This is a genomic window from Pseudomonas rustica (assembly GCF_018336155.1).
Classification (GTDB): Bacteria; Pseudomonadota; Gammaproteobacteria; order Pseudomonadales; family Pseudomonadaceae; genus Aquipseudomonas; species Aquipseudomonas rustica.
Window position 1 is genome coordinate 137,516 of record NZ_JAGYHF010000002.1, and the last position, 12,980, is coordinate 150,495.

The following is a 12,980-nucleotide window of genomic DNA, read 5'->3' on the forward strand; positions in this document are numbered from 1 at the left end:
AATCCCCGTAGGAGCAGAGCTTGCTCGCGAAAGCGTCCTGTCAGGCACTGCAACTTTGTCTGACACGGCCTCTTCGCGAGCAAGCTCTGCTCCTACACGGATTTGCGTTATCTGGGAGCGGATGTGGGACAATACCCGCCACTTTCAGCCATACCCGAATCGACCACGCCCATGAACGCCCCCCGCACACCCAAACCTGCGCGCAAAAAGCCCGACTCCGCGACCCCGGCCAAGACCGTCGAGCCGCGTGAAAAGGCCAGCCTGCACCCGCGCAATCGCCATCAGGGTCGTTACGACTTCCCGGCGCTGATCAAGACCACGCCGGAACTGGCGAAGTTCGTGATCACCAACCCGTACGGCAAGGAAAGCATCGACTTCGCCAGCCCCGACGCGGTGCGCGTGTTCAACCGGGCGCTGCTCAAGTCGTTCTATGGCATCCAGCACTGGGACATCCCGGCAGATTACCTCTGTCCGCCTGTGCCGGGCCGTGCCGATTACGTGCACTTCCTCGCTGACCTGCTGGCGAGCATGAACGACGGTAAGGTGCCGCGCGGCGCAATCGTCAACGTGCTCGACATCGGCATGGGCGCCAACTGCGTGTACCCGCTGATCGGTAACAGCGAATATCGCTGGCACTTCCTTGGCTCGGAGATCGACCCGACGGCGGTGGCTGCCGCCAAAGCAATCGTTCAGTCCAACGACTTGAACAAGGTGATCCAGTTGCGTTTGCAGGAAAACCGCAAGCACATCCTGATCGGCCTGCTTGAGCCAGGTGAGCGTTTCGACCTGACCATGTGCAACCCGCCGTTCCACGCCTCGATGGACGAAGCGACCAAGGGCAGCGAGCGCAAATGGCGTGCGCTGGGCAAGGCCGATCCGAAACGTAAACTGCCGGTGCTGAACTTCGGTGGCCAGTCAGCCGAGCTGTGGTGTGAAGGCGGCGAAGCGCGTTTCGTGACGCAACTGATCGCCGAGAGCGCGAACTTCCAGCACAAAGTGCTGTGGTTCAGCACCTTGGTGTCGAAAGCCTCGAACCTGCCAGCCATCGAAACCGCGCTGAAAAAGGCCGGCGTGCTGGAAAGCCAGGTCGTAGAAATGTCCCAAGGCCAGAAGCAGAGCCGTTTCGTGGCGTGGACGTTCCAGACCAAGTCCGAGCAGCAGATCTGGCGCCGCGAGCGTTGGACCCGCTAACCCTGGGCTGACCCCTGTAGGAGCTGCGGCACGCTGCGATCTTTTGATCTTGATTGATTTTTAAACACAAGATCAAAAGATCGCAGCGTGCCGCAGCTCCTACAGGGGTAAGACGTCAAATCGCAGGCACAAAAAAACCGTGCCCGGATCACTCCGGAGCACGGTTTTTTATTGCTGCGTCTTACTTGTTCACAGCGTCGGTCAGGCCTTTGGCCACAACCAGCTTGATCACTTTCTTCGCAGGGATTTCGATGGCAGCGCCAGTCGAAGGGTTACGGCCAGTGCGGGCAGGACGCTCGGTCACTTTCAGCTTGCCGATACCTGGCAAGGTGATTTCGCCGCCGTTTTCCAGCTGATCGGCAACGATTTGGCCCAGTTGGTCCAGAGCGTTACGCGCGGTGGTTTTCGGCGCGTCGATAGCTTCAGCGATGTCGGCGATCAGTTGGTCTTTAGTAAGAGCCATGTAGTGTTCCTTCCCTATCAAATTCATATGGATTGCAGAGTGCAGTGTCAGCCATCGAGCCCGATCTTCTGGATCTGGCACCCTCGGCGATAACCACGACGAGTCGGGTTATAGATACCGAAATCAGGGTTTGGTTCGACCTGACAAATGCTGATTGCACGCTTAACGCAGTGACTTCGCGTAAGACCGGGCAAAACTAGCACAGAGACAAGGAAATATCCGCCTCTAGCTACCCATTTGGTCAGCTTTATTGCTCTAAACCGCGAAAAAACTGCATAAGCCCGGTCGCACGCCCCGGTTTTGCCCTACAACCCCACGTTTACGCTGCCGCTGACGCGGTTTCCCGCTTATGTAGGAGCTGCCGCAGGCTGCGATCTTTTGATCCTGTTTTATTAAAATGCCAGATCAAAAGATCGCAGCCTGCGGCAGCTCCTACAACTGGCCCGTGCCGAGAATCGGGTACACTTAGCGCTTTTTCGGGGGAGCCTGCCCTCCTCCCTTCCAACAGCCGAGAAGCCCATGCCGATCCGTCATTGCATCGTCCACCTGATCGACAAAAAACCCGACGGCACGCCCGCAGTTCTGCACGCCCGTGACACGGAACTGGCCGAGTCCGCGGCCATCGAGAACATGCTCGCCGACCTCAACGAAAGCTATAACGCCAAACAGGGCAAAGCCTGGGGCCTGTTTCACCCGGAATCCGGCGCGTTCCCGTTCAGTGGCTGGCTGAAGGAATACATGGAGGGCGGCAAGGACTTCACCGCATTCAGCAAAGTCGCGGTCGAGCACCTGCAGAAGCTGATGGAAGAGTCGAACCTGTCGGTCGGCGGCCACGTGCTGTTCGCGCATTATCAGCAAGGCATGACCGATTACCTGGCAATCGCCCTGCTGCACCACAGTGAAGGCGTGGCGGTGACCGACGAGTTGGACGTGACCCCGTCGCGCCACCTCGACCTCGGCCAACTGCACCTCGCGGCGCGGATCAACGTTTCTGAGTGGCAGAACAACAAGCAGTCCAAGCAGTACATCTCGTTCATCAAGGGCAAGAATGGCAAAAAGGTCTCGGAATATTTCCGCGACTTTATCGGCTGCCAGGAAGGCGTCGACGGCCCGGGCGAAACCCGCACGCTGCTCAAGGCCTTCAGCGACTTCGTTGAGAGCGAAGACCTGCCGGAAGAGTCGGCCCGCGAGAAAACCAAGACCCTGGTCGATTACGCCAGCAGCCAGGCCAAACTCGGCGAGCCGATGGGCCTGGAAGAACTCTCCGAGCTGATCGACGAAGAGCGCCCGAAAGCCTTCTTCGATCACATCCGCAATAAGGACTACGGCCTGTCGCCAGAGATTCCAGCGGACAAACGCACTTTGAATCAATTCCGCCGCTTCACCGGCCGCGCCGAAGGCCTGTCGATCAGCTTTGAAGCGCACCTGCTGGGCTCGAAGATCGAGTACGACGAAGAGGCTGGCACCCTGGTCATCAAAGGTTTGCCGACGTCGCTGACCGATCAGCTGAAGCGGCGCAACTGATGCTCGCCAATGTGCTGAAAAAGGTTGCGCTGGTTCTGCTGGTGGTCGTGGTGTATCAGAACTGGGGCAAGATCGAGCGGGTATTCAATCCGTCGCAGATGGTTGCCGAGCAGACGCGGGCGCAAGCCAACGTCGTGCTCTACGCCACCGACTGGTGCGGTTACTGCAAGCAGACCAAGCGTTTTCTCGACAGCAAGGGGATTGCGTTCAAGGAGTTCGATATCGAGAAGGATGCCGATGCGCGCAAGGCGTATGAGGCATTGGGTGGACGCGGGATTCCGTTGATTGATGTCAACGGCACGTTGATTCGCGGGTTTGACCCGGACGAAATCCTCGCCGCCCTGAAATAAAACTCTGTAGGAGCAAGGCTTGCCCGCGAAGAACGATAATCCGGTTTATCAGAGACACCGCTTCATCGTTCTTCGCGAGCAAGCTTAGCTCCTACAGATTTAGCGGGCCTCGATGCGGAAACCGAAGCGTGGGAAGTGCACGTGCACCACGCCGCCGCGCTCGTCTTCGCGACGAATGATCAGCTCTTCGCTACCGGCAAACAGCAACTCACCGACCACCGGATCAACACCATAATCCGTCGCCGAGATCGCCACTTGCTGGCCTGCCTTGAAACCATTTGGGTCGATGAACTGCTCTTTCGGCAGATCCGCTGGCGTCGCACTGCGTGCAACTTCCAGCGCTTCCTCAGAGGTCATCGCACTCGCCGCGCCATGACCAAAGCCCAACACTCGACCCAACCAAGCAGAAACAGCCGGGTACTCATCCACCAACGGCGCGGTGACGTGAGTCGCTTTGAGGAACCACAGCGGATGCGCCAGCGCGAAGTCGGCAATCGACGGCTCGCCGAACAGGAAGTCGCCCTGCTCGCGCTGCAGTTGTTGCTCCAGACGCAGCATGATCGTCGGCCATTGATGCTTGGCCTGCTCAGCGGACAAACGTGTGGCACTGCCGCCACTGAACAAACCGGCGCGGTCAGCCATAAACGCTTTGATCGCTTCCGGCGGCAGCTTGCCGAAACGCACGGCTACCGATTCCGGCTGAAACACCAGGCTCACCGCATGTTGAAACACCACCGAATCAACCCAGGTGGCGAAACTCGCGGTGGTCATTTCCTGGCCTTCAGGGAAAAAGCTCGGCAGGGCTTTTTCCTGCTCCAGGCGACGGGCGATCAGTGAAGTGTCGCAGTAGATGTCGGCGCCGATTTGCAGCACCGGGGTTTTGCGATAGCCGCCAGTCAGTGCGGTCAGATCCGGCTTGGGCATCACTGGCGAAATGTGCACCGAGCGCCACGACAAGCCTTTGAAGCCCAGCAGCAGGCGGGCCTTCTCGGCAAATGGAGAAGTCGGGTAATGATGCAGAATCAACTCGGACATGCTCGGCTCCGCCGCTCAGAAAGTGAGTCGGCAGCTTAGCGTGCATTTGCTTAGCAGCCTACAGATCTGGCTGATGGGAACCGATCAGTCAGATTGATAAGACGCGACCAGGCATTCCTTGGCACTCTTGCGCAGTTTTTTGATCAGCCGTTCCTGACGCAATGCGTCGCTTTTGTCGCGACACAATTCGGTGTACACCAGTGCCATCGCCGGGCTGGAGAGGAAGAACCGCGCGCCTTTGCCGCTTTGATGCTTGGCGAAGCGGCGCACCGGGTCGTCGCTGATGCCGCAGTACAGCGAACCGTTGGCCGCGCGAACGAGGTAGACGAACCAGGACTTGCTCACCGGTTCGGCCACATCGACAGATTTTTCGCTAAGGCTGGTCACTTTGGGATCAAGGCGTGTAGGAAACAGGTCGCGATCTTATCAGCGACCGGCCTGAAATGCCTTCAGTCCCTTCAACGCCTGCGCACGCACGGCGTTGCGTACCAGAGGCGTCCAGCCCAGCAGCAGACCTTTGAAACCCAGAGCCTGACGCGACCAGCGCCACAGATCGAAATGGTCGTGGTGCTCGCAGATCTTGCCGTCACGGAAGACGAAACGGGCCTGGATATCGTTGATCACAACGTTGCCGGTCTGGCTGAACAGGTAGGTCGCGACCCAGTGCGCACCGCCGCTGCGCTCATCAGCGCGGACATTGTCGAAGGTCAGGGAGAAGTCTTTGGCGCGGGTGGTGAGCATGCGCCACATGTCGCCGGCATCGCGCCCGCGCAGTTCGCCGAAGGCCGGATCGCTGAACACCACGTCATCGGTGTAGCACGCGGCCATGGCCTCGGCGTCCAGACGTTTGAAGGCTTCGTAGAAGCGGGTGATCAACGCGCTGTGGGCTTCGCTCATGGGCAATCTCCAAAATAGGTACAGATTGCCAGCACGATAATCCGCAATACGAAGAAACACTATCGGCATTCGCACATCGAATACCATGCAAGATCTTAAAGGCGCCCCAAAAACTGTGGGAGCGAGCTTGCTCGCGAAGAGGCCGGCACATTCAACATGATCTGTGCCTGAACCACCGTCTTCGCGAGCAAGCTCGCTCCCACATTGGATATCACGGCCCCCAAAAAAGGGTTACGCGTCAGATTCTTTCGCTTTGCACTTGCACGTACAGCGCACGCCCGGCGCCGAGGCCGGCGATGATCGCGCCGGTGCCGATGATGCCGAAGATCCAGCCCACCGCATTCCAGCCGCCCGTCCAGTCATGCACCACACCGACCGCAAACGGCCCCATCGACGCCAGCGTGTAGCCGAAGCCCTGGGACATGCTCGACAGGTTCGCCGCGACGTGCGAATCCCGCGAACGCAAGACGATCAACGTCAACGCCAGACTGAACGTACCGCCCTGCCCCAGGCCCAGCAGAATCGCCCAGCCCCACAGGCCTTCGATCGGCGCATACAGGCAACCGAACAGGCCACCCAGGGTCAACGCCATCACCACGACAATTGCCAGTCGCTGATCCTTGCCGCGAGTGGCCAGCCAAGGCGCGGCCAGCGAACTCGCGAGCTGGATGATCACCGAGCCGGACAACACCAGCCCTGCTTGCGTCGGCGTCAGCCCGCGACCAATCAGGATCGACGGCAACCAGCCGAACACGATGTACGCCAGCGACGATTGCAGGCCCATGTACAACGTCACTTGCCACGCCAGCGGATCACGCAGCAAACCGCGCACGCGATAGGCGACGTTGTGTGCACCGTGTTTCTGCCCGACCTGTGGCAGCCAAAACAACGCCGCCACCAGCGCCGGGATGACCCAGAAGCCCAGGCCAATTGTCCAGTCTCCGCCAAAATGTTCGCTCAACGGCACACTGGTGCCCGCCGCCATTGCCGCGCCCAGACACAGGGCCATGGTGTAGACGCCGGTCATGGTGCCGGCGTGTTTGGCGAAGTCGCGCTTGACGATACCCGGCAGCAATACGCCGACAATGCCGATGCTTGCGCCGCCCAATACGCTGCCCGCAAACAGGCCGATTTCACCGAAGTTGCTACGCAAAATGATGCCGCAGGCCAGTGTCAGCAGGATCCCCAACACCACGCGTTCGGCGCCAAAACGTCGCGCCAGAATCGGTGCCAGCGGTGCGAATAAACCGAGGCACAGCACCGGCAGTGTGGTCAGCAAACCGGCCTGCGCCGCCGACAAGCCGAGGCTCTTGGAAACGTCGCTGAGCAGCGGCGCCATGCTCGACAGCGCCGGACGCAAGTTCAACGCCACCAGAATCAGCCCCAGCAGCAACAGCCACGGCCGGCGCACCAGCGGATGGCTTTGTTGCACCTGCTCGTCATCGGCCTCGGCGTCGATCAGCAGCTCTTCAAGCTCTGCCGTGCGTTTCGGGGTTGTGGATAGCTCACTGCGGGACATGGATTTCTCGGTTTCAAGGTTCATTGATCAACTGCCTCGACAAGGCTTTGGCCCGTTCCGGGTCGCGTTGTTCGACGGCATCGAGCAACTCGATGTGCAGGTCGAACACTTCCTGACGGCGCGGGACGATGTTCAGGGTCTGGCGCAATTGCGCGCCGACGATGCTGGAGAAATAGCGATACAGCTCGCTGAGGGTCGGGTTGTGCGCGGCGTCGACCAGTCGGCGGTGGAACACCAGATCGCAGGCGATGTAGGTATCGAGGTCGCCGTGGTAGTGACTGCCGCTGGTGCCGAGTGCTTCGCGCAATGCGGCGAGGTCTTCATCGGTGCGACGCAACGCCGCCAGGCCGATCGCCTCGACTTCAAGGATGTGCCGGGTTTCCCGCGCCTGCTCCAGCGAGCAACGCGACAACGCTTTCAGCGTATCGAGCGGATCAACCAGCGCGCGCAAATAGCTGCCGTCGCCCTGACGAATCTCGATCAATCCGGAAAACGCCAACACACGCATGGCTTCGCGCACGGTATTGCGGCTAATGCCCAACTCAGCGCAGAGCTCGGGTTCGGTCGGCAAGCGCTCGCCGACCTGCCAGGCGCCGCTGTTGATGCGCTGGCGGAGTTGATCCAGGGCCTGATCGACCAAGGATCGTTTGATGAGTGGAGAAATGTCTGGCATAGGATTCGCCCTTTCATCCAATCATAGGATGAATTTTCCGACATGTTAGTCAGACCCATGTAGGACGGCAACCACCTAGGGTTAAAAGGCGACACATGGAGCGGCATTTTCGATTAGTGAAAATTACCCTTTAAGGGTAATTTCAGGGACAGGGTTTTGGTTTCTTATGGAAAAGAACACACCCCATTATGAGCTGGCGGTGATCAAGGCTGAGGTCAGGCGGTTAGGTCAAAAAGCTTTCACCAAAACTTCGGTCAAATCAGCTCAGAAGCTCGGCTTCAACCTCAGCGAAATGCTAGAGATCGTCTTCGAGCTACAAACCAGGATGTTGTACAAATCGATGACTACTTATGACGATCATCGAATCTGGCAAGACGTGTATCACATCAATTCACGAGATCAGGAGATTTACATCAAGGTGACCTACCGCCCCGGCGGCGGCCCACCGGTAATCTCTTTCAAGGAGAAAAACCCATGAAAACCCAGCAATGTGTCAGCTGCGGTGCACGTGAGGGAATGAGGCATTTCCAGGGTCGCGGAGAAACCCTGAGTGTCAAAGGCATGGAGCGCCGAGTAGACGATCTGTCCGGTTGGGAGTGCCAGAAGTGCGGTGAAGTGGAATGGGATTTCGACAGCGATAGTGCAGAGCGTTACTGCAACGCCGGTGACGAGTTGGTTCTCGCTGCCAGACAAATGATCGGCGCCGAGATGAAACGCATTCGGCGCAAATTGCACCTGACGCAAAAAGAGACGGTGCAATTGCTCTCCGGTGGCGGGCATAACGCGTTCTCTCGTTACGAGCGTGGCGAGCTACTTCCACCCAAAGCATTGGTGCTGCTGATGCGTTTGCTGGATCGACATCCCTACATGCTCGTCGATATCCAGACCTTGGCTGAAGGCGCAGACCTGCGCGGTTTCAAGCACACCGTCCACAAAGAACACGAAACCCTCACCATCTCCTGACCCCAAAAAAACAAACCCGGCACAAGGCCGGGTTTGATTTACGCAAAAACTATCAATGCAAAATCTGACTCAAGAACAACTTCGTCCGCTCATTCTGCGGGTTGTCGAAGAAGTCATTCGGCGCAGCCTGTTCAACGATCTCACCCTTGTCCATGAAGATCACACGGTTCGCCACAGTCCGCGCGAAGCCCATTTCGTGGGTCACGCAGAGCATGGTCATGCCGTCTTCTGCCAGACCGATCATGGTGTCGAGCACCTCTTTCACCATTTCCGGATCGAGCGCTGAAGTCGGTTCATCGAACAGCATGATTTTCGGTTTCATGCACAGGGCGCGGGCAATCGCCACACGCTGTTGCTGACCGCCGGACAGTTGCCCCGGGAATTTATGCGCCTGCTCCGGAATGCGTACGCGTTCCAGGTAATGCATGGCGATTTCCTCGGCCTTGCGCTTGGGCATCTTGCGCACCCACATCGGCGCCAGGGTGCAGTTCTGCAAAATGGTCAGGTGCGGGAACAGGTTGAAGTGCTGGAACACCATGCCGACTTCGCGGCGGATCGCTTCGATCTGCTTGAGGTCATTGGTCAGTTCCACGCCGTCGACGACGATGCGGCCCTGCTGGTGTTCTTCCAGACGATTGAGACAACGAATCGTCGTCGATTTGCCGGAACCCGACGGGCCGCACAAAACGATACGTTCGCCCTGTTTCACGTTGAGGTTGATGTCTTTCAGCACGTGGAACTGGCCGTACCACTTGTTGACGCCCTGCATCTGAATAATGCCTTCAGGGCTCACAGGCTTTTTGATTACTTCACTCATCTCAAAACTCCTAACGCTTGTGGCCAGTGTCGAGCTTGCGTTCCAGATGCATGGAATAGCGCGACATACCAAAACAGAAAATCCAGAACACCAGGGCGGCGAACACGTAGCCTTCGGTGGCCATGCCCAGCCATTTCGGATCGGCAGCGGCTTGCTTGACGCTGTTGAGCAGGTCAAACAGGCCGATGATGATCACCAGACTGGTGTCCTTGAACAGCGCAATAAAGGTGTTGACGATGCCGGGGATCACCAGCTTCAGGGCTTGCGGCAGAATCACCAGGCCCATCGAACGCCAGTAACCGAGGCCCATCGCTGCGGCCGCTTCGTACTGACCTTTGGGAATCGCTTGCAGACCACCGCGCACCACTTCAGCGACATAGGCCGACTGGAACAGGATCACGCCGATCAGCGCCCGCAGCAGCTTGTCGAAGTTCATCCCTTCAGGCAGGAACAGCGGCAGCATCACCGAGGACATGAACAGCACGGTGATCAACGGCACGCCGCGCCAGAATTCGATGAAGGTCACGCAGACCACCCGAATCGCCGGCATGTTCGAGCGTCGACCCAATGCCAGCACGATCCCCAGCGGCAAGGCGCCGGCGATACCGACGGTGGCGATCACCAGGGTCAGCATCAGTCCGCCCCATTGGCTGGTCGCCACCTGTGGCAGGCCGAACACGCCGCCGTGCAGCAGGCACCAGGCAACAATCGGGTAGATCACCAGAAAGCTCAGCCCGTACACCGCTTTACGCGGGAAGCGCGAGATGAACAGTGGCGCCACGCCGATCACCGCCAGCCACACGGTCAGGTCGACGCGCCAGCGCCATTCAGCCGGGTAATAGCCGTACATGAACTGGCCAAAACGCTGCTGAATGAACACCCAGCAGGCGCCGTCCTTGGTGCAGTCGGCGCGCGTCGTACCGACCCAGTTGGCATCAATGATTGCCCAACTGAGAATCGGTGGCACGACGAGGTAGATCAGATAGAACGCAAACAGGGTCAGCAAGGTGTTGAGCCAGCTGGAGAACATGTTCGCGCGCATCCACGCCACCACGCCGATGCTGCTGTTCGGTGGGGGCATGTCGGGTTTGAAAGTATGAGTACTCATGCGCTTTTCCTTACCGCTCGATCAGCGCAATGCGCTTGTTGTACCAGTTCATCAGCAGGGAAATGCTGATACTGATCGCCAGGTACACGCTCATGGTGATGGCAATCACTTCGATCGCCTGACCGGTCTGGTTAAGTACGGTGCCGGCGAACAGCGAAACCATTTCCGGGTAACCGATACCGGCCGCCAGCGAAGAGTTTTTCGCCAGGTTGAGGTATTGGCTGGTCAGCGGCGGAATGATCACGCGCAGGGCTTGCGGAATGATCACCTTGCGCAGGGTCGGGCCGTTGCGCAGGCCGAGCGAACGCGCCGCTTCGGTCTGGCCGTGGCTGACCGACTTGATCCCCGAACGCACGATCTCAGCGATAAACGCTGCGGTGTACACGGTCAGGGCGAGGGTCAACGCGAGCAGTTCCGGGATCAGCACCCAGCCGCCAACGAAGTTGAAGCCTTTGAGCTCGGGCATTTCCCAGTGCAGCGGCGCGCCGAAGATCAGTGCGCACAACGCCGGGATCACCAGCAGAATCGCCAGGCCTACCCAGAACTTGTGGAACGGTACGCCGGTCGCTTCAAAGCGTTTGTTGGCCCAACGGCACATCAGCACGATGCCGACGATGGCCACCACGATACTGATCATGAACGCCCAGAAACCATCAGCGGCCAGCGCGGCCGGCATGTTCAGGCCACGGCTGCTGACGAAGAAGGTGTCGCCGAAGTTGTGGCTGTTGCGCGGCCCCGGCATGGTCAGGAATACCGCGAAGTACCAGAACAGGATTTGCAGCAGCGGCGGAATGTTGCGGAAAACTTCCACGTACACCGTCGCCAGTTTGCTGATGATCCAGTTCTGCGACAGCCGTGCCACACCGATGATGAAACCGAGAATCGTCGCCAGAATCACGCCGATCACTGTCACCAACAAGGTGTTGAGCAAACCGATAACGAAGACGCGGGCATAACTGTCCGCTTCGGTGTAGTCAATCAGGTGTTGAGCGATGCCGAACCCGGCACTGCGCTCCAGAAAGCTGAAACCGGAAGTGATGCCCCGGTGCTGCAGGTTGGTTTGAGTGTTGTCGAACAGAAACCAGCCCAGCGAAACCACCGCGACAATCGTGATGATCTGGAATAGCCACGCACGCACTCGTGGATCGCTGAGGCTGAGCCTCTGCTTAGGTGCGCCGATTGAATTTTGCATGAAGTGCCCCGCAAAAAATGGAACAAGAACATCACCCGGCGGTTGGCCCGCCGGGCGATAGAACCATTAGCGCACTGGTGGTGCGTACTGAATGCCGCCGTTGTTCCACAGGGCGTTCAAGCCGCGGTCGATTTCCAGCGGAGTGCTCTTGCCGAGGTTTTTCTCGAAGATTTCGCCGTAGTTACCGACTTGTTTGACGATCTGTACTACCCAGTCTTTCGGCAGTTTCAGGTCTTTGCCGTATTCGCCGTCAGCACCGAGCATACGAGCGACGTCCGGGTTTTTGGTCGACTTGGCTTCGGCTTCGACGTTTTTCGAAGTGATGCCGGCTTCTTCGGTGTTGAGCAGCGCGTAGCCAACCCAACGCACGATGGCCAGCCACTCGTCGTCGCCATTACGTACGACCGGGCCCAGTGGTTCTTTGGAAATGGTTTCCGGCAGAACCACGTAGTCCTTCGGCGCTGCCAGCTTGCTGCGCTGGGCGAACAGCTGGGACTTGTCGGAGGTCAGCACGTCGCAACGACCGGATTCCAGCGACTTGGCGCTTTCATCGGAGGTGTCGAAAGTGATCGGGGTGTATTTCAGACCGTTGCCACGGAAGTAGTCGGAAACGTTCAGCTCGGTGGTGGTACCGGCCTGGATGCAGATGGTTGCACCGTCCAGCTCTTTGGCACTTTTCACGCCGAGCTTGTTGTTCACCAGGAAGCCGATGCCGTCGTAGTAGGTAATGAAGCCCGGGAATTTCAGGCCCATGCCCGCGTCACGCGAACTGGTCATGGTGGTGTTGCGCGACAGAATGTCGATTTCGCCGGACTGCAGCGCGGTGAAGCGCTCCTTGGCGTTCAACTGACTGAACTTGACCTTGGTCGCGTCGCCGAATACGGCAGCGGCCACAGCGCGGCAGACGTCAGCATCGATCCCGAGGATCTTGCCGGTTGCATCCGGTACCGAGAAGCCCGGCAGACCGTCGCTCACGCCACACTGCACGAAACCTTTCTTCTGCACTGCATCCAGGGTTGCACCCGCCTGAGCGAACCCGCTGACACCGAGTACTGTTGCTGCAGTCACGATGGCCAGGGTGGATTTCAACATCTTCATTCAAACCTCCAGTTTTGCTCTTGTTGTGTCGGAGCTTGAGTCCAGTCGCACCCTTTTGAGGCGGTGTTGACCCTTGTTGGCTTTTTATTGGGTCAACCGACGTAAGACCTTCGCTATGAGTCTAGTAGGAGAAGATCCACAAAATGGATC

General features: G+C 58.5%; 15 protein-coding genes. 5 read left to right on the forward strand and 10 right to left on the reverse strand.

What is annotated here, in order from left to right; genetic code table 11:
- The first annotated feature begins 171 nt into the window (after window positions 1–171).
- On the forward strand, window positions 172–1,191 hold the full coding sequence (gene rlmF, locus KFS80_RS03720) for a 23S rRNA (adenine(1618)-N(6))-methyltransferase RlmF (RefSeq protein ID WP_158831723.1): 1,020 nt from the start codon (window positions 172–174) through the stop codon (window positions 1,189–1,191).
- 181 nt (window positions 1,192–1,372) lie between these two features.
- On the opposite strand, the gene KFS80_RS03725 is transcribed toward rlmF, so the two are convergent.
- Window positions 1,373–1,654, reverse strand: coding sequence for an HU family DNA-binding protein (locus tag KFS80_RS03725; RefSeq protein ID WP_003221909.1), 282 nt, complete (start codon window positions 1,652–1,654; stop codon window positions 1,373–1,375).
- 519 nt (window positions 1,655–2,173) lie between these two features.
- On the opposite strand from KFS80_RS03725, the gene yejK reads away from it, so the two are divergent.
- Both yejK and KFS80_RS03735 read left to right on the forward strand, forming a co-directional pair.
- Window positions 2,174–3,178, forward strand: a complete 1,005-nt coding sequence (gene yejK / locus KFS80_RS03730; RefSeq protein WP_053117368.1) for a nucleoid-associated protein YejK — start codon at window positions 2,174–2,176, stop codon at window positions 3,176–3,178.
- Entirely contained in the window at window positions 3,178–3,528 is a 351-nt protein-coding gene (locus tag KFS80_RS03735; protein ID WP_053117366.1) for a glutaredoxin family protein, read from the forward strand. Before yejK ends, KFS80_RS03735 begins: the two co-directional genes overlap by 1 nt.
- A gap of 99 nt (window positions 3,529–3,627) precedes the next feature.
- On the opposite strand, the gene KFS80_RS03740 is transcribed toward KFS80_RS03735, so the two are convergent.
- From KFS80_RS03740 to KFS80_RS03760, 5 genes are all read right to left on the reverse strand, one after another.
- Window positions 3,628–4,563, reverse strand: a complete 936-nt coding sequence (locus KFS80_RS03740) for a glutathione S-transferase family protein (protein WP_053117363.1) — start codon at window positions 4,561–4,563, stop codon at window positions 3,628–3,630.
- Window positions 4,564–4,647: 84 nt separating this feature from the next.
- A complete protein-coding gene (locus tag KFS80_RS03745) occupies window positions 4,648–4,950 on the reverse strand; it encodes a GIY-YIG nuclease family protein (RefSeq protein WP_008083651.1) in 303 nt (100 codons plus the stop codon).
- 39 nt (window positions 4,951–4,989) lie between these two features.
- Window positions 4,990–5,460, reverse strand: coding sequence for a nuclear transport factor 2 family protein (locus KFS80_RS03750; protein WP_053117357.1), 471 nt, complete (start codon window positions 5,458–5,460; stop codon window positions 4,990–4,992).
- Between the two features lie 238 nt (window positions 5,461–5,698).
- Entirely contained in the window at window positions 5,699–7,003 is a 1,305-nt protein-coding gene (locus KFS80_RS03755) for a CynX/NimT family MFS transporter (RefSeq protein ID WP_212544007.1), read from the reverse strand.
- Complete coding sequence (locus KFS80_RS03760; protein WP_212544008.1) at window positions 6,993–7,652, reverse strand: FadR/GntR family transcriptional regulator; 660 nt, start codon at window positions 7,650–7,652, stop codon at window positions 6,993–6,995. The genes KFS80_RS03755 and KFS80_RS03760 overlap by 11 nt, the downstream gene beginning before the upstream one ends.
- A 166-nt stretch (window positions 7,653–7,818) precedes the next feature.
- Here KFS80_RS03760 and KFS80_RS03765 point away from each other — a divergent pair, with 166 nt between their 5' ends.
- Window positions 7,819–8,130 (forward strand): type II toxin-antitoxin system MqsR family toxin, encoded by a 312-nt coding sequence (locus KFS80_RS03765; protein WP_212544009.1) that lies wholly within the window; start codon window positions 7,819–7,821, stop codon window positions 8,128–8,130.
- Window positions 8,127–8,615 (forward strand): type II toxin-antitoxin system MqsA family antitoxin, encoded by a 489-nt coding sequence (locus tag KFS80_RS03770; protein ID WP_212544010.1) that lies wholly within the window; start codon window positions 8,127–8,129, stop codon window positions 8,613–8,615. Before KFS80_RS03765 ends, KFS80_RS03770 begins: the two co-directional genes overlap by 4 nt.
- Before the next feature lie 52 nt (window positions 8,616–8,667).
- On the opposite strand, the gene KFS80_RS03775 is transcribed toward KFS80_RS03770, so the two are convergent.
- The 4 genes from KFS80_RS03775 to KFS80_RS03790 all read right to left on the reverse strand — a co-directional run bounded on the left by KFS80_RS03775 (window position 8,668) and on the right by KFS80_RS03790 (window position 12,830).
- Complete coding sequence (locus KFS80_RS03775; protein ID WP_053117341.1) at window positions 8,668–9,432, reverse strand: amino acid ABC transporter ATP-binding protein; 765 nt, start codon at window positions 9,430–9,432, stop codon at window positions 8,668–8,670.
- Between the two features lie 10 nt (window positions 9,433–9,442).
- Entirely contained in the window at window positions 9,443–10,540 is a 1,098-nt protein-coding gene (locus KFS80_RS03780) for an amino acid ABC transporter permease (RefSeq protein ID WP_008080192.1), read from the reverse strand.
- Window positions 10,541–10,550: 10 nt separating this feature from the next.
- The gene (locus KFS80_RS03785; protein WP_212544011.1) at window positions 10,551–11,732 is read right to left on the reverse strand and encodes an amino acid ABC transporter permease; all 1,182 of its coding nucleotides are present in this window, start codon (window positions 11,730–11,732) and stop codon (window positions 10,551–10,553) included.
- Between the two features lie 66 nt (window positions 11,733–11,798).
- Window positions 11,799–12,830 carry an amino acid ABC transporter substrate-binding protein gene (locus tag KFS80_RS03790; protein ID WP_053117336.1) on the reverse strand — a complete coding sequence of 344 codons (1,032 nt, stop codon included), beginning with the start codon at window positions 12,828–12,830 and terminating at the stop codon, window positions 11,799–11,801.
- Window positions 12,831–12,980 lie beyond the last annotated feature (150 nt).

Coding starts and splice junctions, on each gene's coding strand:
- rlmF (WP_158831723.1), top strand. CDS start 172: ATGAACGCCCCCCGCACACCCAAACCTGCGCGCAAAAAGCCCGACTCC.
- KFS80_RS03725 (WP_003221909.1), bottom strand. CDS start 1,654: ATGGCTCTTACTAAAGACCAACTGATCGCCGACATCGCTGAAGCTATC.
- yejK (WP_053117368.1), top strand. CDS start 2,174: ATGCCGATCCGTCATTGCATCGTCCACCTGATCGACAAAAAACCCGAC.
- KFS80_RS03735 (WP_053117366.1), top strand. CDS start 3,178: ATGCTCGCCAATGTGCTGAAAAAGGTTGCGCTGGTTCTGCTGGTGGTC.
- KFS80_RS03740 (WP_053117363.1), bottom strand. CDS start 4,563: ATGTCCGAGTTGATTCTGCATCATTACCCGACTTCTCCATTTGCCGAG.
- KFS80_RS03750 (WP_053117357.1), bottom strand. CDS start 5,460: ATGAGCGAAGCCCACAGCGCGTTGATCACCCGCTTCTACGAAGCCTTC.
- KFS80_RS03755 (WP_212544007.1), bottom strand. CDS start 7,003: ATGAACCTTGAAACCGAGAAATCCATGTCCCGCAGTGAGCTATCCACA.
- KFS80_RS03760 (WP_212544008.1), bottom strand. CDS start 7,652: ATGCCAGACATTTCTCCACTCATCAAACGATCCTTGGTCGATCAGGCC.
- KFS80_RS03765 (WP_212544009.1), top strand. CDS start 7,819: ATGGAAAAGAACACACCCCATTATGAGCTGGCGGTGATCAAGGCTGAG.
- KFS80_RS03770 (WP_212544010.1), top strand. CDS start 8,127: ATGAAAACCCAGCAATGTGTCAGCTGCGGTGCACGTGAGGGAATGAGG.
- KFS80_RS03775 (WP_053117341.1), bottom strand. CDS start 9,432: ATGAGTGAAGTAATCAAAAAGCCTGTGAGCCCTGAAGGCATTATTCAG.
- KFS80_RS03780 (WP_008080192.1), bottom strand. CDS start 10,540: ATGAGTACTCATACTTTCAAACCCGACATGCCCCCACCGAACAGCAGC.
- KFS80_RS03785 (WP_212544011.1), bottom strand. CDS start 11,732: ATGCAAAATTCAATCGGCGCACCTAAGCAGAGGCTCAGCCTCAGCGAT.
- KFS80_RS03790 (WP_053117336.1), bottom strand. CDS start 12,830: ATGAAGATGTTGAAATCCACCCTGGCCATCGTGACTGCAGCAACAGTA.